The organism is Novosphingobium sp. 1529 (assembly GCF_040544855.1).
In the GTDB taxonomy this organism is placed as follows: Bacteria; Pseudomonadota; Alphaproteobacteria; order Sphingomonadales; family Sphingomonadaceae; genus Novosphingobium; species Novosphingobium capsulatum.
The window spans coordinates 1-25,077 of record NZ_JBEPKW010000013.1; the positions used below are offsets into that span (position 1 = coordinate 1).

Consider the following 25,077-nt stretch of genomic DNA (forward strand, 5'->3'; position numbering starts at 1 on the left):
CGGGACCGGCTACGGGCTACGCCCTGCGCCGGTCCCGACACACCGGATTCTCATCTTGATTGTCGCGCTTTCTCATCCAGATCGTCGCGCGACAGATGCGCGTGACGGCGCACCTGGTTTGGCAGGAAGAGGGTTTTGCCCGCGGCGCTTCGGAAGAAGATCTCGAGCGTCTGATTGCCCAGCGGAAGGATTTTGCAAGCCCGCACGTCCATACCGACTTCGTGAAATGCTGGATCGACGGTGCGCCACTGCCGCCCCATTTCACCGAGGCGCCGCTGGTCGATGGTCAGATCGACCCGAGCCGTATCCAGATATCGGAAGAAGACCTGACCGCCGCGCTGGTTCGTTATGACCGCGAGGGTGTTCTGCTCAAGATGCATTGTGCCGGGGAAGGGGCGATCAGAACCGCGCTCAATGCTATCGAGAAGCTGCGCAAAACCGATGGTGCCAGCATGCGCCCACAGGAAATTGCCCACTGCACATTCATTCATCCCGACGATCGCCCGCGCTTTGCTCAGTTGAATGTCATCGCCGAGTTCTCGCCGGCAATCTGGCACCTCAAGACACCCGAATTCGCGGTGCTGGATACGGGCTACACCTTTGCCACGATGCACGGTCTTGGCACCCACATGACCGTCGGTTCAGATTGGATCATCACCGAAAACCCCAATCTTTTCCCCGCTTTGCAAGGCATGCTGGAAAGAGGCTCGGAATCTGTTTCGCTGGAAACCGCACTCGAGATGATGACCCTGTCCGGTGCGCGTGCAGTCGGACTGGATCACAAGATCGGCACTCTTGCGGCGGGAAAATCGGCCGACTTCATCATCCTCGATCGAAATCTGTTCGAGATACCCACCGATCAGGTCGGGGATACCAAGGTACTTGTTACAGTGTTTGAGGGAAGAATCGTATATAGAGATTTGGAGGTCGTAAGCTGTGTCTGAAAAAGATCTTGATAAATTCAGAGTTGTACTGCGAAAAAAGTATGACCTGCACTGCAAGTGCTTTCAAGACCGTAATCCAGAACCTCTTTTTGATAAGTTTTTCACTAAAGATGCTCTCTGGGCGGCTCAAGGCTATCCCGAGCTCAATGGTTCAGCAGAAATGCGGCCGTTCTTCGAGGTGGTAACCAGGAATTACCTTGTCGCGATCGAACCGGTGAAGACGTTTGTTTGCGGGGATGCGGGATGGGATTTTGTCAATTATCCGGTGATGCCGCGCGATAATGACGAAAAACCATGGACGTTTAGGGTCCTGTTTTGCTGGATTCGCCGTGATGGCCAATGGCGTGTCAATTCAATCGTGTCTTTCCAAGCAAATGAGCTCAATTAAATCCAAATATAAAAATTAGATTTTAATTTAAAATAAATTGAAATGGGGGATTGAAAAATGAGCAAATCAAAATTTCTATCTATATTGCTGGCAACGACAATGGGGGGCAGCGCGGCGATCGCTCAGTCGGTTCCGGCTCAAGACAGCGGTGCATCCGGTGCAGCCGAGACCGCGCCGTCGGGCGAAATCGTGGTCACCGCGCAGAGGCGCAGTGAATCGGTCCAGCAAGTGCCTATCAGCATTACGGCGCTAGGCCGCGAAAGTCTGGATTCGCGGGGCGTGCGCAATATGCAGGATCTCTCGCGCTTTGCGCCAGGCGTGAACTTCTCGGCCTACAATACCAGGTCTAGCAGCAACACTGACATCGCCATTCGCGGCGTAAGTTCAACCTCAGGTGCCGGAACTACCGGCGTCTATATCGACGATACCCCGATCCAGATACGCAGCCTGGGCTATAGTGGTGGCAATGCGTACCCGCAAATCTTCGACCTGGAGCGCGTGGAAGTGCTGCGAGGGCCGCAGGGCACGCTGTTTGGCGCTGGGTCCGAAGGCGGCACCATCCGCTTCATCCTGCCGCAACCAAGCATGGATAAGTTCAGCGCTTATGCCCGGGGCGAAATCGCTACTACCAAGGCGGGTGGGCTAAGCTACGAAGAGGGCCTGTCGCTCGGCGGTCCGCTGGTGACTGACAAGATCGGATTCCGCGTGTCGATTTCGCACCGGCGCGATGGCGGATATGTCGATCGAGTGAACTATCGCACCGGTGCGGTGCAAGACAAGAACGCCAACCGCAGCGATGTCATCGTAGCCAGAGCCGCGCTGACCTTCAAACCCACCGATAGTCTTACAATCACGCCGGCGGTGTTTTTCCAGAAGACGGTCAAGAATGACGGCGATGCGTATTGGGTGCAACTGTCAGATCCAGCGGTTGGTCGGTTCAACAGCGGCAACGCGATCGCCTCGCCGAACCGTGACCGGTTCACGCTTCCTTCCTTGAAGATCGAGGCAGACCTCGGGTCGGTCACTGCAATTTCGAGCACGGCATACCTTGATCGTCAGCAACGTGCCACCAGCGACTACACCAGCCTCGACAGCGCCCTGTTCGTCGGCAATCCCTACTATCCCGACGGCGCGGTGAGCCCGTCTGACTACGTCAACACCCAGAAATCGTTCACGCAGGAAGTGCGCCTGCAGTCGAATGGCCCGGCCGACAGCCGCCTTACTTGGGTAATTGGCGGTTTCTACCAGCACAGCAAGCAGATCGCTTATCAGAATGTTCCCGCCGCATTCCTGCCCAGCTTTTTCGAAGCGCAGACCGGGCTGAACTTTGCGTCGATTTTCGGAACCGGATTGGTGAATGGGGATTCCATCTACGTCCAAGATCCCTACCAGGCGATCGACAAGCAACTTGCGGCGTTTGGGCAGGTGGATTTCAAGGTAACCCCAAAGCTCAAGATTGTCGCCGGCCTGCGCTGGGCCCATACCGAGTTCAATGGCACCTCCACCAAGTATGGTCCGGTTGTCGGCAGTGCTATGCCGTTGACCAGTTCCGGGGCAATCAGCGGCAACCCGTTCACACCCAAATTCAGTCTGGTTTATAACTTCGACCGGGAAAATAATGTCTATCTAACTGCGTCGAAGGGTTTCCGTATCGGCGGCTACAATCCGCGCGTGCCGAACACCTGCAGGTCAGATCTCGCGTCACTGGGCCTGGACACCAATCCAGTCACGTTCGAATCGGATTCGGTCTGGAACTATGAACTGGGTGCAAAGAATACGTTCGCCGGCGGTCGACTGCGCGTTAATAGCAGTGTCTACCAGATCGACTGGAAGAATATTCAGCAGACGGTTCTGTTGCCGGCCTGTGCCGACAACTTCGTGGCGAACCTGGGGTCGGCGCGCATTCGTGGTGGTGATATCCAGATCGAGGCGCGTCCGGTCGACCATCTTGTGCTGAGCCTAGCGGCGGCCTACACCCACGCCGAGTTCCGCAATACGGTCTATGCCAGTGCGGCCGGAGCTAACCAGGCTCTCGCCGTCAGTTCTGCGGGCGATCGCCTGCCGGGATCGCCATGGCAGGTGACCGCATCCGGGCAATACGATTTCGAAGTGGCCGGGGCGCAATCGTACGCTCGGATCGATTACCAGTACCAATCGGGTGACCCTCGCAACGTTGCAGGAAACAATCCGCAGGACGTGAGCTATGATCCGGCCTACTACGGCCTGCCGGAATATCATCTTGCTAACGTGCGTCTCGGAACGCGTCTTTCCGGCATTGATGTGTCGGTATTCGCCAACAATGTCTTCAACAACAACAAGGCGTTGTCTCTGGCGCATGAATCGCGGACCTCGTCGCTGTTCCGGTCGGTCACGTTCCGGCCGCGTACCATCGGCCTGACTCTCTCCTACAGGTATTGATCGACATGGCGATCCCCATCCTTCTCCTCACTGGCTATCTTGGCTCGGGCAAGACGACTTTGCTGTCGCAATTGTTGAGGGACCCGGCGTTCGCGCGCACGGCCCTGCTGGTCAACGAGGTAGGAGAGATAGGGATCGACCAACTCGTTCTGGCAGAGTCTGAAGGGACGGAACCTGTCGTGCTGCTCGATGGCGGCTGCGTGTGTTGCAGCATTCGCGGCGATCTTGGCATGGCACTGCGAAATCTTTCACTGCGCGCCGAGCGCGGCGATATTCCGCAGTTCGAGCGGGTGGTGATTGAGACGACAGGCATTGCCAGGCCAGTTTCGATCATTCGCTTGCTCAGCTGCGATGCCTGGATCAGGCAGACCTTCTTCCTGCATTCGGTGATCAGTTGCGTTGATGGCGTGTTCGGCCCTTTGACCCTGCAAAGCTCGTTGGAGGCGCGTGAACAAGCGATTGCGGCAGACCGGATCGTGGTGACCAAATCGGATATCGCTGACGAAGGATCGTGGAGTTGCACGCTTGACAGCATCAGCCAACTCAATCCGCTGGCCGAGTTGTTGTTCGTGACCCAGGGCGCATGCGAGGCGGCGGTGTTCCTTGCGCCCGCGCCGATCCCATTCCAGCCCGTGCTGGAGCGCCTCGGGCGAAAAGGCGACACTCAGGATGGACACGCGCTTCCGGTTTCGACGGCATCAATAACCATCCAAGAGACCAGATCGTGGGGGGAAATCGCGATGGCGCTCGACCGGGTGGCGAAGCAATATTCTGGTGCTTTGCTGCGGACCAAAGGCGTTTGTCGGATCGCGGAGATCGACCGGCCCATCTTGGTTCAGGGTGTGCGCGATGTTTTCTCACCGCCACTTGCCATGCGTAACTGGGCAGCCGGTGAAAGGTGCACGACGATCGTGTTCATTGCCGAGAACGATGCTGCGAGCGCCATTCGAGCGGATTTCCTCGCCGCGCTGACCTAGAGCAAATTCTGACCCGAAATACGCACCGCTCAGGATGTTTTGCGGATCGCACTCGGACTCGTGCCGAACGCATTGCGAAACGCCCGTGAAAAATGAGCGGCATCGTTGAAACCGACACTGAAGGCGATGTCTGTGATGGTGCGCCCGTCGTGTCGTTGCAGGCGTTGGTGGGCGACTTCCAACCGTAGCTGCCAGAGCCAGTGCTGGGGTGTCATACCAGTGTCTTCGAACAATCTATAGAGCTTCCTGCGCGAGACGGCGCAGGCTCTGGCCATGACCTCGGGGGTGATCTGGGCCAATGCCAGATTTTCAATGGCCCATTCGCGCAGTCTTTCCAATTTGCTGCAAGCCGCTGGTTGGGATTGCTGGAATCCGCCATTGTTCTGGTAACGGTCAAGCATCTTGAATACGATGCCTGAAAGAATATCCATGTCTGTCTGGTCGAAATCAGCTTTGACTGCCAACATTGAGGACAGATAAGATGACAAGATGAGCCCGAAGCCATCGGAGCCATTAATCCGACGTGCGATCACGGCATCGGAAGGCAGGTTGATATTGTTCAAATGGCGTCTTGGAAAGCCGTAGGACACGAGCGTTCCATGGCCATTGAACTCGAAGTCACAGGGGCCGATGGGATCAATGAGCGTCATATCGCATGGGCGCATATCCACCGATCGCCCGGCGTGGTTGACGGTCGATCTGCCATCGAGTTGATGGACGAGAAAGATGTTCTCATGCCAGCGTTCCGCAAGGCCTGCGCGCTTGCGGGTCCAAGCAAACGAGCGTCCCGCAGCGACGCCCACCTCGAAGGGGCCGAAGCGCGGCTTGGCAAACCGCGCGCAATAGTGGGCAGCGCGCGCTGTTGCTGTGTGCTGTCCATATTCGGCTGAGAGTGCCGCTTCGAATTCCGACAGACCGGCTGACGATCCGTCGTTCGCTACGGCGATGCTGCTGCCGAAATCGGTGGGCTGGGTGGTGTCTCCGCTGCGATGTCTGTGCGCCATGTGAGCTTCCGACTGCGAAACTTGATTGCAGTATGACCGACTGGTTGGTTAATTCAACAGTTGGTGTTCGGATCGCGGCCGTTCGATATACTTTTTTGGCACGCTCACCCAATGCCTGGCAGCGCGGACACAGCGTGCCCGAAGGGGGTGGCGTAGTGCGGTGTCACCGCAGCCGCAGGGCGCGATTTGGCGCAGTGTTGCACAAGAAATGGGAGCAGCGATGAGCACAGCCTTTTTCTCTGACGAACTGACATTCTGGCACAGCACTGGGGTGCAGGCGTTGTTCCTCCCGATCGGTCGCTGGGTGCAGCCTCCGGCAGGGTCGGTTGGCGCGGACACCCCGGAATCGAAGCGTCGTATACTCAACCTCCTCAAGGCGTCCGATCTTGCAACGAAGGTCGCGTTTCCCTCGTCGTCGCCCGCCATTATGGAGGATTTGCTGCGGGTCCATCCACGCCGCTACCTTGACGCTTTCAAGACGGCCAGTGATGCCGGCGGAGGCGATCTGGGAGACTTGGCACCGTTCAGCCAAGGCGGCTTCGAAATTGCGCAAGTTTCTGCCGGGCTTGCCAAATCTGCGACGCGGGCAGTGCTGAACGGCGAGTTCGACAATGCCTATGCGCTATGTCGCCCTGCCGGTCACCACTGCCTGGCCGACCGTCCGATGGGGTTTTGTCTCTTGGCCAACATTCCAATCGCCATCGAGGCTGCCAAGGCGGAATTCGGCGTGGAGCGTGTCGCGGTAGTGGACTGGGACGTTCACCACGGCAATGGCACGCAATCGATCTATTACGACCGCTCTGACGTGCTCACAATCTCGGTCCACCAGGACCGCTGCTTTCCGCCTGGCTACAGCGGCGCGGAGGACCGTGGCGAAGGCAAGGGAACGGGGTACAACCTCAACATTCCGCTGCCTGCCGGCAGCGGCCACGAAACCTATCTTCATGCCTTCCGCAAGATCGTCGTCCCCGCGTTGGAAAAGTATAGCCCCGACCTGATCATCGTCGCTAGTGGACTGGACGCAAATGCTGTCGACCCGCTCGCGCGAATGCTGCTGCACAGTGCCAGCTATCGAGAACTGACGGCGTTGATGATGGATGCGGCAGCGCGTCTGTGCGGCGGACGGTTGGTGGCGGTCCACGAAGGCGGCTATGCCGAAGCCTATGTTCCCTATTGCGGCGTTGCCATCTTGGAGGCCATGACGGGCCATCGCAGCAATGTCATCGATCCGGAGCTCGACTTTTTTTCGGCATGGCAGCCGGATGACCGCATGATCGCCTTCCACAAGGAATTGCTCGCAGAATTGCAGCAGCATTTCGGCTTGGCGTAGGGCGCGGCCCCGTTCAGCCAAGCTTGGTGAGGCGGCGCGGGCGATCAAGTCGCGCCACGCCGCCATTACCATTCATGTGAACCAGAGCGGATTCTGGTCAGCGGTGATTTAACTCAATCTGGTCAAAACGCCTTTGACCCGCCCAGCGTTGCCGGGATGTTACTTCAAGCCCTGCAGGTAGGCGATGATTGCTGCGCGCTTGCTCGGGTCTTTCTCGCCAAAGAATGACATCTTGGTGCCCTTCACGGCGCTTTGCGGCGCCGTGATGAAAGCGTCCAGCGTCTTGGCATTCCACGTGATGCCGCTTGCGGCCATCGCCGCGGAATAGGTGTAGCCCGGGCGCTTGCCCGCCTTGGCACCATAGACCTTGTTCAGGTTCGGGCCGATCGTGGGTTTCTGGCCAGCAGCAACCACGTGGCATGCCTTGCACTGGTTGAATGCAGCAGGGGCGGCCGGAGTGGCAGCTTGGGCTTGAACGGCGGTGCTGGAAACCAGGCCGCTGACAACTGCCAAGGCAGCAGTGTGAATTTTGGTCGATCGCATTTCAGGTTCTCCGTAGGTAGTCATTTGCTGCGCGGGAACGCGGCAACCAGTCTCGCCCGCGTTCCCTGAACATCGGCCAACTTGGTTGTTCGGTATCTGGCAACTTCATCGGCAGTGAACATTGCAAAGGTGCCGGCCTTTTGCCCGCCGAACTGCGCGACGATCAGGTTGAGTACATCGGCAAGATCCCCGTCGCTCAACTTGGAGTTCGCAGACCCAGGCACCTGAACCAGGAAAGCGCGACCGCCCGGTACGGCAAGAAATTGTGAAACCTCGCCTTTCAAAGCCGGCACCCGCCCGGGCATGCCGGCGCCATCGGGCAGGTGGCATCCTTGGCATTCGAGCATGTAGTTCACTTGCGGTCGCCGCCCGTTGGTGCCCGGGGCAGCCGGATACCCGGATGCCGGCGCGAAAACTATCGCCGCGATCAATGTGGTAATCGCTATGCCAGTCACGATCCGCGTGTTCATGACCGTTGGCCTCAGGCCGCACCAAGCACGACAGCGGTGGAGCAGTTGTAAACCACCCCGACCTGTGTACCGAGGCACCAATTGATATCGTTGGAACTCGCCGGCATATACACTGGGGTGTCTCGCTCGTTGCGCGTGCATTGGCACCGACCGCACGCCGATTTGCCGCAACAATCGTTATAGGAAATCACGTAGTCCTTCTGGTCGACTGGGTTCCTGCAAGTGCCAACCCAGGTGATCGGCGATGGCTCGGTGCCCGGAGGACAGGTGGAAGTCGATCCGCCGCAGCATGAGCACAGGAAGCCGTCGATCGCACAATAGCGCCAATAGTCACACGATTGCGGGTCGCCGGATTCGCCCGGTTGCTTGGCATTGGCGCGGGAAACGGGCAGCAAGGGCAACGCCGAGAGGGCGCCAATGGTGGAGATGCGGCCGAGAAAGCTGCGGCGCGACACATTGCGGGCCGAAGAACGGGACATCTTTTCAAAAATGCGATCAAATCTGGTCACTGTGCGAACTCCTCGACTCCGTTTGCGGAATGGCGTTGGGCAGCCAGATATTCCTGGATCGAACCGGCGCCGAGGCGCTGCGCCTCGAACAAGCTTTCGACATGCTCACTGTTATTGACGAGGCCCTTGGCAATGATCTTGCCGTCGCTGCCGACCAGCACGGCGTAAGGCAGCTTGGACACCCCCATCTGGCGGCCCAGTTCCATCGACAGGACGAGCGGGTAATCGTGCAACTTTTCCTGGCTGACCATCCGCCGTTGCAGCGGCTCATCTCCGTCGCTGGCCAGCACCAACCGGGTTGTCTTGCGGAATTGCCCGGCAACGCCCAGGATACTGGGTAGGACTGCCTTGCAGGTGGGGCACGTGGGCGACAGGAAGAACAAGAGCGTCGCTCGACCGTCGGGTGCATGGCCGCCGATGCTGACGGTCTCGCCGTCCAGCCCGGCATAGCTTGCCGCGGGCACGTTGTCACCGGGGCGCAGTCCACCCGAAAGCGTAAGGGCGCCTGCCGCCGGAAGGCGTTCGTGCAGGACGCCGATTTGGCGCAGCATGCCGAGCATCATGGCAGCCATGACCAGCATCAGCACCCATTGCAGGGCAACAGCGTAGACAAGGAGTTGGTTCATCGCGGGCTGCCCTTCAAGATCGCGCGGTTCTTCTCGTACTGCGCGAAGGACGAATAGAGGACGAGTATGGTAACCGCAGCCGCCACGGCGTAAGCCAGATCGGCGATGTGCAGCACGCGGCTGTTGGCGCCGCCGTGGGCCAGGACCAAAGCCGCGAAGGCAAGTGCGAGATTGCGCACCACGAGCGATCTGCTGATTGGCGTGTCTGCCTTGGAAAAGCCTGCGCAGCCGCAGCCCAGCGTTGTGCGCCCGCGAACAAGATTGATTGCCATCGCTGCCGCATAGGCGGTAAGCAGGGCGCTAGCGAGGGTGAGGGCGGCAACGCGCGGAACCCCGAGCGGAAAGGGCGAAACCATCGAGCCCGAAAGGACCAAACCCGTGCCCAGTTCGGCGCCGGTCAGAATGGCCGCCACTGGCATGACCAAGGCCATCGGCACCAACATGTAGCTGTCTATTGCCGCTGCGAATTGCTGGTACCTTGCCAGCTTGGCCGCGGCAGACACCAGAAACAGGCCGGCAAATGCCAGTTCCCCCGTGAGAAGGGCCCAGCTGTCAATCATGGCCCGTGTCCACAGGGGCCGGCTGCAGCACAGTGATCGAATAGCCGATGCCGCCAACTTCGCGGCGGACCTTGCCCGTATCCACGTCACGGATCTTGAGCGGCGTTTCACCGAGATTGGCGGTATAGAGCAGCGGGGCCGCGTCTTGGCTGACGGCGACAGAAGTGGCGCCGCCGTTCAGATCCATCCGGCGCAACAGCTTGCCCTCCGATGCCTTGTAGACCCAGAGTTCCGTGCCGGCATCCTTGTGTGAATTGGCATCGCCCTGGTGCATCAGCACGAACAGCGTATCGGTGGGCTGGTGATAGGCGGCGGTCTGCTGCCCACCCGGCCGCCAATGGCCGGGGACCGACTGGACCAGTGGCCACTTGCGCAGCACAGTGGGCTTGCCCTGGGCCTCGCCGACGACGAAGACCTGACCGTCACGCGAAAAGAACAGCCAGTTGCTGCCGGTCCAGACTCCCTTCTCGGTCACGGGGTCGTCAGTCGGGAACAGCTGCTGGGTGGCCGGTTGCAACGAAATATTGCCCTGGGCATCAAGCGTTCCGGGCTGGGTCGATCCATCCGAGCACAGCAGGAAAAACCTGGTGGCCGAAAACGGAAAGGTCAGGCCGCAGCCAGGCGTTGCGAACTCGCCGGTGACTTTGCGGCTTTCCATGTCGAGCACGGTCAGGGACTGCTCCGGCGTGAAGTTGTATACCAAGGCAAAGTGGCCGCCGGGCATCATCCGGTTCGTCGCCAGGAATGGCATGCCGTTGTACCGTTTCGGCGGCAGCGCCACTTCCGTGCCAGGGGCCAGATCAGTCATCTTGTAGAATGTGGCGACATCGTTGCGCTCGCCCCGCGTGTGGCGTGAGAAGTAGGTCGCCGGAACGGCGAAATACTTGCCCGAGGGGTGAAGAAGCAGCGACCCATGGCCATAGCCGGCGCTAATCATGCCCAGCACGCGACCGCTATCGCCATCGACCAGATAGGCGCGCCCGTCCGTCATATGGTCGAAGGCGATTTCGTTCACCCACACCCAGTGGGGCGCCATGGTTTCCGGAAGGCTTTCAACGGCAAGTTGCTCCGGCTCGAGTTCGGCTCGAGCCGGCGCATTCCAGGCCAGGACACAGGCAAGTGTCAGCAGACTTTTCTTGAACATCAATTGCTCCAGAACGAGACGACGTTGCAGACGGCAGAAATGGGCCGCTGTCCGGCGAGGTTTTATTGGGTGGCCTGGAAGCTGCCCAAGACATAGATGTCGCCGGCGCAGACCCAGCGACCAGAGACCTTCGTCCACAGGAACAGGATGGCGAACGAGAAGGGCTTTTCGCTGCTGGAACTGTCCTTGGGGGTTACGTAAAAGGTCGCCCAGTCCCAGCCGGCACTGCCATTTACATACGTGTTGTAAGGTACAACCTTGACGTTATACTGCGGAACGATCTTGTTGTACGTTTCAGTGAACGCGGCGCGGCCTTGTTCGACTTTGCCTTCGGGCGTCACAGAAAGGGCGTTGTTGGCGTAGAAGCGCTTCACGATCGGATCGGCTGCGCCTTGGGCAAAGGCCTGCTCCTTCAGCGTATAGAGGGCCTGTGTTGCCTTGCGGAATGCCTCAAGTTCCGCTTTGGACGGTGCCGGGATGTCGCCCATCGTTGCGAAGGATGTGGTCGTTTCGGTTGCAGCCGTTGGCGGGGCCTTAGCAGGGCGCGCATGGGCGGCAGGAACAACGATGGCAGAAAGGCCTGCCGCGAGCAGCGAAAGACCGACCTTTGGTGAAATGGTCATTGGATTGGCTCCTGATCGGGAAAGTTTTTAGTCGGCCAGTGCCAGCATCTGCTTGGCTGCGCGCTCGCCTTGTTCGACGGCGGTTTCCCACATCTGCGCGCCCGACAATTCGGAATGACTGAAGGCGATGCGATGGAAAGGTTCGCGCAGAATTTCCATCGGTGGCTTCTTGCCGTCCTTGCCGAAATAGAAGCCCGGATAGCCGCACATATATGCGTGACCCTGCCGATTGGCGATGATCCCTGCGATGTCGCGATCGGCGTCAAAGCCGTAAGGTGCAAACATCTTGGTGAACTGGGCGCGAATCTGGCTCTCGATATCGGCGAACGTCATGCCGAACAGTTGCATTCGGCCCGCGGTGCATTGATCGGGGAACGGCACGCCGGGATTGAGGAACGGGATGTATTGCGTCAGCACTACCGGCTTGTTCGGGTCGAGTGGCTGGGTCTCCTTGCCATCGAGCACGAGATTGCGGCGCAGACTGGTCCACCAGCCCAGCCCTTCGAACCAGCGGACCGCCGCAACGCCGAGGTTTTCCAGGAACTTCCAATTTCGCAGTGCGACGTTGAGCGTAAGGATCGGCGCATGCTGAAAGGCGTTCATCGCCTCGCGATAGGCCGGGCTGACGTCGTGGCAGATGTGCTTGTTGGCATGTTGCTGCCCTGCGCAGATCACCCGGCGCCCACGCACGGATTGTAGCTTGCCGCCCTTTTCGTAGGTGACGCGCACGATTTTGGCCGTGGGTGCCTTGCCTTCATGGACGACTGAAAAGACCGTGGAACTGAGCCGCATACGATACTTGTCGCCTGGGCGATCCAGCGCGTCCCAGTTCACCTTGCTGTACTGCAGCCCGTAAAGTGTATCTTCGCCATCCAGCGCTTCGGGCTTGGCCAGCTTGAGGAAGCGCTTGGCCTGATAGGTGTTCCCCCCCGGGAACGTGGCAAGATAGATTGCATCGGTGGGATCAGCGCCACCATTGAGATAGCGCGAATAGGCGTTCACACCCGGCATCATGTAGTTCCAGGCAGAATAGGCAGAGATAATGTCCGAGCCCAGCGCACAGCCCATCGCCGCCATGATCGGATCCAGGTATGCGCAGACATCGTCGATCAGATCGGCTGGCACGTTGGCGACATTGAGCAGGAAGTCGCGATAGGACATGGAATCCAGCCACTGTGCCCAGTCATCGCGGCGCGGCGGGGTGCGGAACAATTCGAGGTCGACCAGCGCTTTCTTGAGGCGGTCCGAGATCGGCGCCTTGGCAAAACCGTCGCGCCACGGGTTCTTCACCATGCCATGGCCTTCGTAGTAGAAGGCGGTGTCCGCGCGCTCCCAGGCGATATGCATGGGGGACCACATGTCCTCTGGGATCAGAATGTCTTTGGTGAGGTTCTGCGGCTTCTGGTGGGTGAACGTCGTGGGGAAGCCCAATTCCTTGATGAACGGGGTGGGGAAGCCGGATTCGATCGCCTTGGCGAACGGCACCACGATCCCGGTCGAGCCTTGCGGGGCAGTGAGGCGATAGCCGTCCACCTCGAAATCGTTCTGCTTGGCTTCACCGCCGAAGATTTCGTGCTGATCGAGCACCAGGATGCGGGCGTCGGGGCGCTCGTGGGTAAACACATACGCGGCCGTCAGGCCCGAAATGCCGGCGCCCACGATGATCAGGTCATAGACATCGTCGACGACCGGAGCATTGGCGATCCGCTTGTCGAGCGAGCCATTGCGGATTTCGCCGTGGGCCGCGTTGACCACCTTGTGGGTGTTACCGTTCTTGCCCGCATAGTCGCCGATGCCGCCTGGACCGGTCCAGTCAGGGCCCAAGCCGGTCATCGGCAGCGCCTTGTTTTGCGCGGATGCCGACACCTGCATAGCGGGCGCACTGGCCGAAAGCAGTGCCGCACCAGAGCCAATCAGAGTGCTTCCGACGAAATCGCGGCGGGTGATGTCCGGCCACTGGGCGGTGGGGCGCTTGGCCGGCTTGGCATCCTTGTCACGCATGGAACGACACCTTTCGAGATCAGAATTTGTATGAGATGGAAGCGCCGATCCATCGCGGCGTAGCGAAGGTCTGCTGTCCGAGGCCGAGGGCGCCGGAGAGGTCGAGGTTGTAGACGCGGTACCATTTGTCGGTGAGGTTGTTGACGAAGGCGGCGATTTCCCAGTGTGTGTCGCGGGTCTTGAAGGCGACGCGGGCATTGCCGACGACGCGCTGCGGTTCGCGATCGATGGGTGCGTTGAAGGTGGAGAAGTACTGGACGTCGTCGTATTTCCAGTCGGTCTGGAGCGAGATGTCGCCTGGTCCGACGGGGAATTGGTACTGGATGCGCCCGCCGATGCTCCAGCGCGGTGCCTGGGGCATGACTCGGTCTGTAACGCGCCCTGCGGGCAGGGTGATGTTGCGCACCTTGGTATCGAGGTAGGTGAGGAAGGCCTGCAGCGAGAGGCCGGAGAGTGGGTGGGCACCGAGTTCGAGTTCGACGCCGTTGATGCGGGCCGGGCGGTTGGTGATGAACTGGGAGAGGCCGACGATTGTGTAGGCCTGGTAGTTCTTGTAGTCGTTGTGGATGATCGAGCCGTTGAAAGTCATGCCCGGCAGGGGCTGGGTCTTGAAGCCGGCCTCGTAGTTGGTGAGGACTTCCTGGCCATAGGGCAGGGTGCTGGGATCGAAGCCGGGGAAGGCCTGGACGCCGAAGCCGCCGCTTTTGGTGCCGCGGTTGACGCCGGCATAGAGCAGGACGTTGTTGGCGGGGCGGATGTCGAACTGGGCCTTGAGCGAATAGTTGCCGAAGGTCTCGCGGGCGAGCGCGGGGTAGAGCGTGGGGTTGAAGGCCTGGGTGCCCTGGTTGTTCCCGGCGCCGTCAAAGGCAGTGAGAGCGAAGTTGTAATCCTTCCAGTCCCAGCTGTAGCGCGCGCCGAGGATGAAGTGGACCAGCGGCGAGAATTCGTACTCGCCCTGGCCGAACACGGCGAGGCTTTCGGTATTCTGGCGCCCGCCGTAATGGGTCACGAGATTGAGTGACTGGGCCAGGTCGGCGACATAGGCGTTGTCGGTGCGGATTTTCATGCCATAGGCGCCGACCAGCCACTGCAGGCGGGAGGTCTTGCCCGAGAGGTGCAGTTCCTGGGAGAGCTGGTAGAGATCCTGGGCGGTGGTATAGTTGAAGGCCGAGGTCGGCCCGATGTCCGAGTCCTCGCCGTAGTTCTTCTTGAGCTTCTGGTAGTCGGTGATCGAGACGAGGTCGACGTCGCCGATCTTCTGCTCGTAGCGCAGCGTGGCGCTCCAGTAGGTGCGGTCGAAGCGCGGGTCGGTGTTGGACGAAATGGTGAAGGGGTTGCCGTCGGCATCGCGATACCCCACCGCGTCGCAGCCGTTGCAGGTGCCCCAGAAGTTCTGATTGGCCGGCAGGGCATAGCCCAGGCCATCGGCGTTGACGCCGAGCGCGACGTGGCTGTAGGCGCCCGAGCTGCGCTCGTGATCGTTGCGCAGGTATTGCACCTTGAGGCGCAAGGTGCCCTGTTCGCCGACATCGCTCTCGATCTGGAAGCGGCCGCCGTAGAACTTGCTGCCGCCGCGGTTGGGGCCGATATCATTCTTGATGTAGCCGCCGTGATAGTTGCTGGTGAACGCCAGGCGGGCGCGGACATGATCGCTCAGCGGGCCGCTGACCGCGCCTTCGGTGGCGACCTGGCCATAGCTGCCGATGGTCAGCGTGCCGAAGCCCTCGAACTGGCGGGTCGGCTTGGCAGTGACGATCTGGACCAGGCCACCGGTAGCATTGCGACCGAACAGGGTGCCCTGCGGCCCGCGCAGGATCTCCACGCGCTGGAGATCGAAGGTCTGCCCGCTGATCGCGCCGAGCGCACCGACATAGACTTCGTCGTTGTAGAAGGCGATCGGTGCTTCCTGGGAATCGGCAAAGTCGTTTTGCGAGACGCCGCGGATATTGAAGACGGTGATCGTGGGGCTGTACTGGTTGACCTGGAGGCTGGGGACCTGGCCGGCCAGGGCAGTCACGTCCTGGCGGCCGACCGATGCCAGCGCGGCCCCGCCCAGGGCGGTGACGGCCAGGCTGGTGTTCTGGACCGACTGCTCGCGCTTTTGCGCGGTGACGACGATCTCGCCGCTATCGCCGGCATGGGCGGCCACAGCGTCTGGCGCCGCCTGGGCAAGGGCTGGTGCCGCGATGAAACCGGAAGCCAGAAGGGCGCTCGACAGGCGCCGGGAACGGATTGCCATTACCAACATGAAATCCCCCATGGACGGCCGTTGAGGCCTTTTCTAAATTGTCCGACCGGTCGGATAACGCCAGACTGTCGTCGATTTGTAAAGAGCCAAAATGCTGCTATCCACCCTCCACCACCGCATATCATACGCCAAAACCCGACTGTAGTCGAAATTTGGCGCTGAGGGGCCTATGACTGAGAAGAAAATGCAATCGCGGGGGCGGCAGCGTCGGCGCGAATTGCTCGAAACGGCGCGCGCACTCCTGAAAGAGCGCGAAATGCAGAAGCTGACACTGCCTGACATCGCCAGCGCGGCCGGAATCCCCCGCGCTTCGGCCTACCACTTTTTTGCCGATGTCCAGGACGTGTTTCACGCTGTAGCCGAGGCGGTGGAAGCGGAATTGCTGGCGTACCAGGAAGCCGTCGCCAAGGTGGAAGCCAGCGATTGGCGCCAGATCGTCGCTGCCTATGTCCGAAGCGGTGCAGAATTCTTCCGCCAGAATTATGATGCAGCCCAGTTGCTGATCGGGCCACATACCCCTGCCATCGTCAAGCTCAGCGACCGTAAAAGCGACGTCCTTCTCGCTAATCAGTTACTGGGAATGGTTTCTGATCGCTTTGTCATTCCAGAGATAAATGATCCTGAAGGAAAATTTTACCACGCAATCGAAATAGCTGATCTATTTTTCGGCCTTTCAGTGATGAGATGTGGAGAAATTTCGGATGAATACGAAAATGAAGCAGTGAGTGCGTCGATCGCCTACCTTTCCATTTATATCCCTCCCGTACTGATGTCGCTATCCCGGCCGACGTAAGGCGCTGCTGCCTAGCCGACGATGCGAATCGGGGCTGAGGGATTGGCCGCGAGCACGATTTGACCTCTGTTGCCACGCTGCTAAAGCCGTGGCGACTGGCAGTGGAGGAGAACGCATGGCTCGGACGCAAGCGGCGGATTATCAAGAACGGCGCGAAACGATCATCAACAAGGCAGCCGAGCTGTTTGCATCGAAGGGTTTTCTGGGCACGTCGGTGATGGACATCGCACGCGCATGCGATGCATCGAAATCTTTGCTGTATCACTACTTCCCGTCCAAGGAGGACGTCCTTCAAGGGGTCATGTCGTCGCACATTGATCGGCTGATCGACAATCTGGAGGACGTGCAGGCAGCACCGGGCACCAGCGAGGCAAAGCTCGATCGGCTGATCAAGGCATTCATGGCTGATTACGTGGGGGCGGCCGCACACCAGTCTGTGCTACTGGATGAGTTGGACAATCTGCCCACGGATGCCCGCCGGGAAATCATTGCCAAGCAGCGCCGCATCGTCGATGCGGTACAGGCCTGGCTGGTCGATATCCATCCGCAACTGAAAAACGAGCACGGCAAGGCACGCGCTTTGACCATGCTGTTGTTCGGGATGATCAACTGGACTGGCAACTGGTACGATCCAGCCGGGCCGATCTCCCCGGACGAGATCTCCCGGCTGGCGGTGACAATGGTCAAGCGCGCCGTCGTGGCGGATTGACCAGTGCAATGATGTTCGCATGAATGGCTGCCGCGGCCGTGACGCCGTGGCAGCAGGGCGCGATCAGCGTCCGGTCCACACAGCAGCGCGTTTTTCCTTGAACGCGCGAATGCCCTCGGCCTTGTCTGCACTGCCCAATAGCGCAAGGTAGATTTCGCGTTCACGGTGCAGATGCGCTTGTTCGGTAAGCGCGGTGGCCAGCTTGATGCTGGCCTTGGCCGCCCGGATGGCGACCGGCGCGCGTGCGGCGATCGTGGTCGCCAATCCGAGTGCCCGTTCCAACGCCTGGCCCGTTTCCGTTACCAGCGCAATGAGCCCACAATCGCGCGCGTCCTGCGCGGTGATCGGCGCTCCGGTTAGCACCATCAGCATGGCCAACTGCTGACCGATGCGGCGGGGCAGCGTGACCGTACCGCCTGCGCCGGGCATGATCGCCAGATTGGTTTCTGGCTGTCCGAAGCGCGCGTCTTTGCCCGCAACGATGATATCGCAGCACATCGCCAGCTCACAGCCGGCGCCGAGGCACCAGCCCTCGACCGCTGCCAGCAACGGCTTGGTAAAGCCCCTAATCTCCTGCCAGGCGAGGAAGCGAGGACTTTCCACATCGTCTTCGCTCGAAGCCTGGGCCAGTTCGTCGATGTCGGCGCCGGCCGCGAACACCGTCTCGTTTCCCGTCACCACGACCGCCCCCACGCTGGGATCTGCCGTGGCGGTGTTCAACGCCGCGACCAGCGCCATAAGCACTGGCGTGGAGAGCGCATTGCGCCTTTCGGGCCGATTAAGGCGCACGAGCAGGACGCCGTCGGAGGAACGCTCTGTGATGACCAGTGGTGCTTCATCAGGCATCGTAATCAAGCTCTACATCGTCGCTGAGCGGGATGGCCTGACAGGTGAGGATATAGCCCTGTTCCACTTCCTTTTCGGTCAGCCCGAAATTCTGGAACATTTCTACCTCGCCGGCGACCACCCGCGCGCGACAAGTCGCGCAGACACCGGCCTTGCACGCGAACGGCGCGGGCAAGCCGGCGGCGCGGGCATTTTCCAAAATTGAACCGTTTTCTGCCTTGTAGGCGATCGTGCGGCGCCGGCCGTCGATCGAAACGCGCATTGTGCGGCCTTCGGCCTGCCGTTCCAATTCCCTAACGGCTTGCCGCTGGGCGTCGCTCATATCGGCTGCCGTAAAGCGTTCGACCAAGACCCGGTCGGCCGGAACGCCCGCTTTAGCAAGGCCCTGCTCCACCGCATCCATCATGGCGCCCGGCCCACACACGAACGCTGCATCGAGCGACGCAGGATCTACCAGCAGGGAAAGGATTTCATCGATCTTGGCAGCATCGATCCGGCCGTTGAGAATGTCGAAATCGCCTTCCTCGGCGGTCAGGAAATGGTGGACCGCGAGGCGCCCGAGGAAACGGTCCTTCAATGCTGCGAGCTGCTCGAGAAAGATGACATCCTGCGTGTTGCGATTGCCGTAAAACAACAGAAAGCGGCTGTGCGGCTCCATTGTCAGTGCGGTTTTCAACAACGACATAATCGGCGTGATCCCCGATCCTGCGGCAAACCCGACGTAGGTCCCCGTACGCGACGGATCGAACGTCCAGGTGAAACTGCCGTGCGGCGCCATGACTTCGATCTTGTCACCGGCGCTGAGCGTGGCGTTGGCCCAAGTCGAGAAACGACCGCCCTGGACTTGCTTGATCGCAACACGCAGTTCGCCATCGGTCGGTGCCGAGCAAATCGAATAACTGCGGCGCACGTCCTCGCCGTCAATCACGGCGCGCAGGGTCAGGTGCTGGCCCGGCGTGAAGCGGAATGCGTTGGCAAGCTCGTCCGGCAGTGCCAGCCTCATCGAAATCGCCTCAGACGTCTCGCGTCTGACCTCGGCAACTTCGAGCGTGTGAAACGAAGAGGACATGCGAACTCCTAATGGCACTTGAAGTTGTCGAAGGGTTCAAGGCAGTTCCGGCACCGCCACAGCGCCTTGCAGGGCGTCGATCCGAACCGCGAGACCTCTTCGGTTTCACTTGATCCGCAGCGTGGGCATTCCACCGGTTGCGGGCTGCGTAGCGATGCCGATCCCGCACCGCGCGGGGGAGGGGCGATGCCGTAGGCTTTCAGCCTTTCCCGCCCGGCATCGGTGATCATGTCGGTGGACCAGGCCGGCGAAAGAACCAGCCTGATACCGACATCGTGCAATCCGGCAGCGTCCAGCGCCTGCCTTACGGAAAGCTGGATCGCCGCCGTGGCAGGACACCCGGAATACGTTGGCGTGAGATTGACGTGAACGTCTCCGTCGCACGTGCCCACGCCTTGCACGATCCCGAGGTCAACCACCGAAACGCCCGGTATCTCGGGGTCGGGCACGTCTGCCAGGATGCCCATCAACCTGTCATGGAACGCGCGGTCCATCCGATCAGGGACGGTCATACCACCAATCCTACCAGACAGCTTCGGGATGGGCGCGCGGCAGCACCTGCATGGTGGCCAGCATCGTCGAGAGATGTTCGGTATGGAGTCCCGATCGACCGCCGGTGAGCGGGCGGCCAACCCGCGGCGCGGCAACGCGCGCCAAGCCCAGCGTTTCCGCAACGATCGCCTCAAAGCGGGCGCGGATCGCTTCAGGGTCTGGCAGGATCCCCTGTTGGACTAGCAGCTGGGCGCTGTCCCCCCAGACAAACAAGTCATCCACAAAACGGTACATCCAGTCGAGGCCATCGACGATGCGCGCGTGGCTTTCCGCGGTTCCGTCGCCTAGTCGCACGACCCAGTCGCGCGCATAATCCAGGTGATAGCGCGTTTCCTTGGTGGCCTTGGCAGCGATTTCCGCGAGGCGCGCGTCGGCCGACGTGGTCAACATGTCGAACACCACGCTGCTATAGGCTGAGAACAGCAGCTGGCGGATCATCGTACGGCCAAAGTCACCGTTCGGCTGCTCGACCAGCATGGCATTGCGAAAGTCACCGGCATCGCGATGGAATGCGAGGCGATCGCCATTGCGTCCTGCGCCTTCAATCTCGCCGGCATATTCCAGCAGCATCGTGGCCTGGCCCAGCAGGTCCAGCCCGATGTTGGAAAGGCTGAGGTCAACCTCGATGGTAGGGGCATGCCCTGACCATTCGCATAACCGCTGGGCCAGGATCAGGCAGTCATCGCCCAGAAGCAGCGCCGCATGGAAGAGAGCATCGTTCATAGTCGCCCTCACATGTGCTTTACGGGTTCGGGAAGATCATAGAACGTCGGGTGCCGATAGATCTTGTCGACCGCCGGCTCGAACAGTTCTTCGGCCTGGGCCGGATCAGAAGCGTGAATGTCGCTCGATCGAACGACCCACAGGCTTACGCCCTCCATGCGCCGGGTGTAGGTGTCGCGGGCGTGGCGCACAGCGATCTGTGCGTCTGGCGCGTGGATGGAGCCCGCATGGCGATGCTCCAGCCCGCCACGGGCTCGCACGAAGACCTCCCACAGAGGCCAATCACTCGACATTGTTCAACTCTCCCACCGGGCGTAGTAGTTGGATTCCAATCATGCTGCGGCGCGGACCGAATGCTTCGCCGCGTAAGCGTCGGCTGCGGCCCGCACCCAGGCTCCATCGTCCCATGCCTTGCGGCGGGCAGACAGACGCTCCTTGGCCACGGGTCCTTCACCGCGCACGACCGCGTAAAATTCCTCCCAGTCGATCACACCGTAATCGTAGTGTCCGCGTTCCTCGTTCCAGCGCAGATCGGGATCGGGCACGGTCAGGCCCAGCAGTTCGGCCTGGGGAACGGTGGCGTCGACAAATTTCTGGCGCAGTTCGTCATTGGTTTCACGCTTGATCCGCCAACGGATCGACTGCGCCGAGTTGGGCGAATTATCGTCGGGCGGGCCGAACATCATAAGCGAGGGCCACCACCAGCGATTGAGAGCATCCTGCGCCATCGATTTCTGTTCGGGCGTACCATTGACCATGGTGAGGAGCAGGTCATAGCCTTGGCGCTGGTGGAAGCTTTCTTCCTTGCAGACCCGGACCATCGCGCGGGCATAGGGACCGTATGACGTGCGCTGCAGCGGGACCTGGTTCATGATCGCAGCGCCATCAACCAGCCAGCCGATCGCGCCGATATCCGCCCAATTCAATGTGGGGTAATTGAAGATCGTCGAATACTTCGCCTTGCCGGCGTGCAGCGCGTCGATCATTTCCTCGCGGCTGGTGCCCAGCGTTTCTGCGGCGCAGTAGAGGTAGAGGCCGTGACCACCCTCATCCTGGATCTTGGCAAGCAGGATCGCCTTGCGCTTGAGGCTGGGGGCACGCGTCAGCCAGTTGCCTTCGGGCAGCATGCCGACGATCTCGCTGTGCGCATGTTGCGAGATCTGCCGCACCAGTGTGCGGCGATAGGCATCGGGCATCCAGTCCTTGGGCTCGATAAATTCATCGGCCGCCACGCGCGCTTCAAAGGCAGCGACCAGCGCGGGGTCTTCCATGGTGGCAACGGCGACCTGCGGCTTCCCGAGCTCTGTCGTATACATCTTGCATCTCCCCAATCACGGTGATGGGTTATAATTAATCGACCGGACGGTCAACTAAAATCTGCGCTTTTGGGCAATCACACTGCCTCGATGGCGAGGGCTATCCCCTGGCCAACACCGATACACATCGTGCAAAGCGCGCGGCGCGCCCCGGAATCTGCGAGTTGCTGTGTCGCGGAGAGGATCAGGCGAGCGCCGGACATGCCGAGCGGGTGGCCCAGCGCAATGGCGCCACCGTTGGGATTGACGTGGTCGGCATCGTCAGGAAGCCCCAGTTGGCGCAGTACCGCCAGCCCCTGGCTGGCAAAGGCTTCGTTGAGCTCGACCACATCGAAATCGGCGATCCGCAGGCCCAGCCGCTCCATCAGCTTGAGACTGGCCGGGGCAGGGCCGATACCCATGATCCGCGGGGGCACACCGGCCACCGCGCAACCCAGGATGCGCGCGCGTGGCGTGAGGCCGAACCGCGCGACCGCGTCGCCGCTGGCGACGACGATGGCAGCCGCGCCATCATTGACCCCGCTGGCATTGCCGGCCGTTACGGTGCCGTCTGGACTAACGATCGGGCGCAAGCGGGCGAGCGCTTCGAGCGAAGTCTCGCGCGGATGCTCGTCCTTGTCGACAAGAACGGCTTCGCCCTTGCGCGCCGGCACGCTGACGGCCACGATTTCCTTGGCAAGCCGGCCATTGGCCTGCGCACGCGACGCGCGCCGCTGGCTTTCGACCGCGAACCGGTCCTGATCTTCGCGACTGATACCGAACTGATCGGCGACGTTCTCGGCCGTCTCCGGCATTGAATCGACGCCGTATTCGGCCTTGAGTCGGGCATTGATGAACCGCCAGCCGATCGTCGTGTCGAACACTGCATTGCTGCGGGAAAATGCACTCTCTGCCTTCGGCATCACGAACGGCGCACGCGACATCGATTCCACGCCGCCGGCGATGTAGAGGTGGCCGTCTCCCGCCTTGATCGAGCGCGCGGCAAAGCTGACCGCATCCATGCCGGAGCCGCACAGGCGGTTGAGCGTCGTGCCGGGGGCGCTTTCGCCCAAGCCGGCCAGCAAGGCGGCCATGCGCGCGACGTTGCGATTGTCTTCTCCGGCTTGGTTGGCGCAACCCATGATCACGTCGTCGATGTGATCAACAATAGCAGGGGTGCGCTCGGCCAGCGCGCGTAGCGGCACAGCAAGAAGATCGTCGGGCCGCACCGCCGCCAGACTGCCACCGTAGCGGCCCACGGGTGTGCGAACAGCATCGCAGATAAATGCATCTGTCATGGGATCATCCTTCGATTAGCGGTCCGCCCACTTCGCGGGACTGACCCTGGAAAGTCGCGATGACCCGGCCATCCTCGGCCGTGATCACCACATTGCACACGCCGCTTCTGCCTTGCCGCGCAACCATCTGCGCCTCGGCTATCAGCGTCTCGCCGACACGGGCCGGCGCGAGATAGACGATCGACGCGGCTTGGCCGACGGTGCGCACATTGTGGCTGTTGCAGGCATAAGCAAACGCCGAATCGGCCAGCGCGAATGTCATCCCGCCGTGAACCGTGCCATGACCATTGGTCATATCCGGCCTGATCTGCATGGCGACGCGCGCATATCCGTCCGCGACATCGAGAATTTGCAGGTTCCAGGCGCCGCCGGTTCCTTCTGCGGAGAAAAGCGCCTCGGCGATCGCGCGGGGATCGGTCATGGGTGCGATCCGTGACGCGCGGCCGCCAGGCCGCGGGAGGGCGTGTAGAGTGGATCGCCGCTGGCCAGTGCGATGTTGCCAAGCACATGGTCGAGCCGATCGAGCCCGGTGCGCCGTGCCCATTCCAGCGGCCCCTCGGGGTGATTGGCGCCAAGACGCATGGCCGTGTCGATGCCCTCGGCTTCGGCGACGTCATCTGCCACCGCGTCGAACGCTGCATTGGCGAGTTGTGCCAGTGTGCGCAGGACGAGCTGACCCGGCCGATCCGAAATCGAAACGACGGTGATATTCGCGTTGCGGAACAGCGCGGCCAAGGTGGCAAGCGCCTTGTTGTCGCGCGCGGTGATCCCCAGCGCCGTGGCGGTATGCGGGTCACGCTGGGCATCGATCAGTGCGTCCAGGCCTGGGCGCTGCGCCAACGTGCGTCCGTCGCCAAGGCTGACCGTCAAACTGCCGATCTGTAGGGTTTCGTCGTCGAGGTGAGGATCCACGGAGGTCTTCACGCCAACAGCCGCTAGGCGCGCGAGCAGCGGGCCAAGCTGCGATGCGGCGGAATGCCGGATGAGGGGGAGCGACCGTGTGACATCACCGCCAGCGTGGACCGCTGCATCGCCTGACGTGGCCGTTTGCGCCGGATAGTCGAAAAAGCCGCGACCGGTCTTGCGGCCCAAGGCTCCGCTTTCGACCAGCGCCGCCTGTACTGCGCTGGGGCGGAAGCGAGTCTTTCCATCATACGCGGCATGGACAGAGCAGGCGACCGCGTAGTTGATGTCGTGACCGATCAGGTCAGAGAGCGCGAGCGGGCCCATGCGGAACCCGCCAGCCTGCTCCAGCAGCCGATCGACGGCGTGTGGCGCCTCCCCCTCGCCGACAGCGGTGAACCCTTCGGCGTAATAGGGCCGCGCCACACGGTTGACGATGAACCCCGGCACGTCGCGGACCACCACGGGGTGCTTGCCCCAGCTTCGCATCAGGGCGCAGAGCCGGTCCAGCAGGGCCGGCGCACTGGCATCAGAGCCGACGACTTCGACCAGTTTCATGGCTGGCACCGGGTTGAAGAAATGCAGGCCGACAAAACGCTCCGGATGGCGCAGCGGCTGCGCCAGCGCGGTGATCGAGAGCGATGATGTGTTGCTGGCGATTACGGCATCAGGGGCGAGCACCGATTCGAGACGTTTGAACAGTGCCTCTTTCGCAGTGACGTCCTCCACGATCGCCTCGATGGCGAGCAAGGCGCCCGATGCGGCAGCGACATCGTCTGTCCAGGTGATATTTGCGGCAATCGTTTCTGCGGCTTGCGGGGTAACACGCCCGCGTTCGACCTGGCCGGCCAAGAGTTTGGCGATCGTGGCGCGGGATCGCTCGAGGGCAGGCCCGTGTCCGTCAATGAGAATGGTGGGATGCCCCGCAGCGGCCGCGATGAACGCGATGCCAGAGCCCATGGTGCCCGCCCCGATCACGGCGACGGGGTGTTCGTTCGCTGTCGTCATGGCGATCTGCGTAGCGTGAAAAATATCGCTTGCCAATAATTGTCCGACCGGGCAGCTTATTAAAAGATCAAAAAACGGCTTACGTGGGGAGACGGC

The 25,077-nt window shown here is 61.0% G+C and carries 26 protein-coding genes; 7 read left to right on the forward strand and 19 right to left on the reverse strand.

What is annotated here, in order from left to right; genetic code table 11:
• Nucleotides 1–59 precede the first annotated feature (59 nt).
• Genes ABIC78_RS18645 through ABIC78_RS18660 form a run of 4 tightly spaced genes read left to right on the forward strand, consistent with a single transcriptional unit; the run spans nt 60 to nt 4,727 of the window.
• Complete coding sequence (locus tag ABIC78_RS18645) at nt 60–944, forward strand: amidohydrolase family protein (RefSeq protein WP_354491285.1); 885 nt, start codon at nt 60–62, stop codon at nt 942–944.
• Entirely contained in the window at nt 937–1,332 is a 396-nt protein-coding gene (locus ABIC78_RS18650; RefSeq protein WP_354491287.1) for a nuclear transport factor 2 family protein, read from the forward strand. Before ABIC78_RS18645 ends, ABIC78_RS18650 begins: the two co-directional genes overlap by 8 nt.
• 57 nt (nt 1,333–1,389) lie before the next feature.
• Nucleotides 1,390–3,750: a TonB-dependent receptor gene (locus ABIC78_RS18655; RefSeq protein ID WP_354491289.1), complete on the forward strand. Its 2,361-nt coding sequence runs from the start codon at nt 1,390–1,392 to the stop codon at nt 3,748–3,750.
• Between the two features lie 5 nt (nt 3,751–3,755).
• Complete coding sequence (locus tag ABIC78_RS18660) at nt 3,756–4,727, forward strand: CobW family GTP-binding protein (protein ID WP_354491291.1); 972 nt, start codon at nt 3,756–3,758, stop codon at nt 4,725–4,727.
• A gap of 29 nt (nt 4,728–4,756) precedes the next feature.
• Here ABIC78_RS18660 and ABIC78_RS18665 read toward each other — a convergent pair whose 3' ends face one another.
• On the reverse strand, nt 4,757–5,731 hold the full coding sequence (locus ABIC78_RS18665; RefSeq protein ID WP_354491293.1) for a helix-turn-helix domain-containing protein: 975 nt from the start codon (nt 5,729–5,731) through the stop codon (nt 4,757–4,759).
• Nucleotides 5,732–5,951: 220 nt separating this feature from the next.
• On the opposite strand from ABIC78_RS18665, the gene ABIC78_RS18670 reads away from it, so the two are divergent.
• The gene (locus ABIC78_RS18670) at nt 5,952–7,061 is read left to right on the forward strand and encodes a histone deacetylase-like amidohydrolase (protein ID WP_354491295.1); all 1,110 of its coding nucleotides are present in this window, start codon (nt 5,952–5,954) and stop codon (nt 7,059–7,061) included.
• A gap of 159 nt (nt 7,062–7,220) precedes the next feature.
• Here ABIC78_RS18670 and ABIC78_RS18675 read toward each other — a convergent pair whose 3' ends face one another.
• The 9 genes from ABIC78_RS18675 to ABIC78_RS18715 form a co-directional block, all read right to left on the reverse strand.
• Nucleotides 7,221–7,604, reverse strand: a complete 384-nt coding sequence (locus tag ABIC78_RS18675) for a c-type cytochrome (protein WP_354491297.1) — start codon at nt 7,602–7,604, stop codon at nt 7,221–7,223.
• 20 nt (nt 7,605–7,624) lie between these two features.
• Entirely contained in the window at nt 7,625–8,074 is a 450-nt protein-coding gene (locus tag ABIC78_RS18680; RefSeq protein WP_354491299.1) for a c-type cytochrome, read from the reverse strand.
• Between the two features lie 11 nt (nt 8,075–8,085).
• Nucleotides 8,086–8,583 carry a methylamine dehydrogenase light chain gene (locus ABIC78_RS18685; protein ID WP_169041821.1) on the reverse strand — a complete coding sequence of 166 codons (498 nt, stop codon included), beginning with the start codon at nt 8,581–8,583 and terminating at the stop codon, nt 8,086–8,088.
• Entirely contained in the window at nt 8,580–9,209 is a 630-nt protein-coding gene (locus ABIC78_RS18690) for a redoxin family protein (protein WP_354491301.1), read from the reverse strand. Before ABIC78_RS18690 ends, ABIC78_RS18685 begins: the two co-directional genes overlap by 4 nt.
• Entirely contained in the window at nt 9,206–9,769 is a 564-nt protein-coding gene (locus ABIC78_RS18695) for a MauE/DoxX family redox-associated membrane protein (protein WP_354491303.1), read from the reverse strand. Before ABIC78_RS18695 ends, ABIC78_RS18690 begins: the two co-directional genes overlap by 4 nt.
• Nucleotides 9,762–10,913 carry an amine dehydrogenase large subunit gene (locus ABIC78_RS18700; protein ID WP_354491305.1) on the reverse strand — a complete coding sequence of 384 codons (1,152 nt, stop codon included), beginning with the start codon at nt 10,911–10,913 and terminating at the stop codon, nt 9,762–9,764. Before ABIC78_RS18700 ends, ABIC78_RS18695 begins: the two co-directional genes overlap by 8 nt.
• Before the next feature lie 62 nt (nt 10,914–10,975).
• Nucleotides 10,976–11,536, reverse strand: coding sequence for a Cif family virulence factor (locus tag ABIC78_RS18705; protein WP_354491307.1), 561 nt, complete (start codon nt 11,534–11,536; stop codon nt 10,976–10,978).
• Nucleotides 11,537–11,563: 27 nt separating this feature from the next.
• On the reverse strand, nt 11,564–13,537 hold the full coding sequence (locus ABIC78_RS18710; RefSeq protein WP_169041825.1) for an NAD(P)-binding protein: 1,974 nt from the start codon (nt 13,535–13,537) through the stop codon (nt 11,564–11,566).
• 19 nt (nt 13,538–13,556) lie between these two features.
• On the reverse strand, nt 13,557–15,776 hold the full coding sequence (locus ABIC78_RS18715) for a TonB-dependent receptor (protein ID WP_354491309.1): 2,220 nt from the start codon (nt 15,774–15,776) through the stop codon (nt 13,557–13,559).
• A gap of 178 nt (nt 15,777–15,954) precedes the next feature.
• Here ABIC78_RS18715 and ABIC78_RS18720 point away from each other — a divergent pair, with 178 nt between their 5' ends.
• On the forward strand, nt 15,955–16,578 hold the full coding sequence (locus tag ABIC78_RS18720; protein ID WP_354491311.1) for a TetR/AcrR family transcriptional regulator: 624 nt from the start codon (nt 15,955–15,957) through the stop codon (nt 16,576–16,578).
• Between the two features lie 115 nt (nt 16,579–16,693).
• On the forward strand, nt 16,694–17,287 hold the full coding sequence (locus ABIC78_RS18725; RefSeq protein ID WP_169042230.1) for a TetR/AcrR family transcriptional regulator: 594 nt from the start codon (nt 16,694–16,696) through the stop codon (nt 17,285–17,287).
• Between the two features lie 63 nt (nt 17,288–17,350).
• Here ABIC78_RS18725 and ABIC78_RS18730 read toward each other — a convergent pair whose 3' ends face one another.
• The 9 genes from ABIC78_RS18730 to ABIC78_RS18770 all read right to left on the reverse strand — a co-directional run bounded on the left by ABIC78_RS18730 (nt 17,351) and on the right by ABIC78_RS18770 (nt 24,981).
• Nucleotides 17,351–18,133, reverse strand: coding sequence for an enoyl-CoA hydratase-related protein (locus ABIC78_RS18730; protein ID WP_354491314.1), 783 nt, complete (start codon nt 18,131–18,133; stop codon nt 17,351–17,353).
• Nucleotides 18,126–19,202 carry a 1,2-phenylacetyl-CoA epoxidase subunit PaaE gene (paaE, locus tag ABIC78_RS18735; protein ID WP_169042228.1) on the reverse strand — a complete coding sequence of 359 codons (1,077 nt, stop codon included), beginning with the start codon at nt 19,200–19,202 and terminating at the stop codon, nt 18,126–18,128. Before paaE ends, ABIC78_RS18730 begins: the two co-directional genes overlap by 8 nt.
• A gap of 8 nt (nt 19,203–19,210) precedes the next feature.
• Nucleotides 19,211–19,714 (reverse strand): 1,2-phenylacetyl-CoA epoxidase subunit PaaD, encoded by a 504-nt coding sequence (gene paaD / locus ABIC78_RS18740; protein ID WP_169042227.1) that lies wholly within the window; start codon nt 19,712–19,714, stop codon nt 19,211–19,213.
• Nucleotides 19,715–19,724: 10 nt separating this feature from the next.
• Nucleotides 19,725–20,477 carry a 1,2-phenylacetyl-CoA epoxidase subunit PaaC gene (paaC, locus tag ABIC78_RS18745; RefSeq protein WP_169042226.1) on the reverse strand — a complete coding sequence of 251 codons (753 nt, stop codon included), beginning with the start codon at nt 20,475–20,477 and terminating at the stop codon, nt 19,725–19,727.
• 8 nt (nt 20,478–20,485) lie between these two features.
• A complete protein-coding gene (paaB, locus tag ABIC78_RS18750; RefSeq protein WP_169042225.1) occupies nt 20,486–20,770 on the reverse strand; it encodes a 1,2-phenylacetyl-CoA epoxidase subunit PaaB in 285 nt (94 codons plus the stop codon).
• A 39-nt stretch (nt 20,771–20,809) separates the two neighbouring features.
• On the reverse strand, nt 20,810–21,793 hold the full coding sequence (paaA, locus tag ABIC78_RS18755; protein WP_169042224.1) for a 1,2-phenylacetyl-CoA epoxidase subunit PaaA: 984 nt from the start codon (nt 21,791–21,793) through the stop codon (nt 20,810–20,812).
• 77 nt (nt 21,794–21,870) lie between these two features.
• Nucleotides 21,871–23,070, reverse strand: coding sequence for a 3-oxoadipyl-CoA thiolase (gene pcaF, locus ABIC78_RS18760; protein WP_354491318.1), 1,200 nt, complete (start codon nt 23,068–23,070; stop codon nt 21,871–21,873).
• A gap of 4 nt (nt 23,071–23,074) precedes the next feature.
• Nucleotides 23,075–23,491, reverse strand: a complete 417-nt coding sequence (gene paaI / locus ABIC78_RS18765) for a hydroxyphenylacetyl-CoA thioesterase PaaI (protein WP_169042222.1) — start codon at nt 23,489–23,491, stop codon at nt 23,075–23,077.
• Nucleotides 23,488–24,981, reverse strand: coding sequence for a 3-hydroxyacyl-CoA dehydrogenase NAD-binding domain-containing protein (locus tag ABIC78_RS18770; protein ID WP_354491320.1), 1,494 nt, complete (start codon nt 24,979–24,981; stop codon nt 23,488–23,490). The genes paaI and ABIC78_RS18770 overlap by 4 nt, the downstream gene beginning before the upstream one ends.
• Between the last annotated feature and the right edge of the window lie 96 nt (nt 24,982–25,077).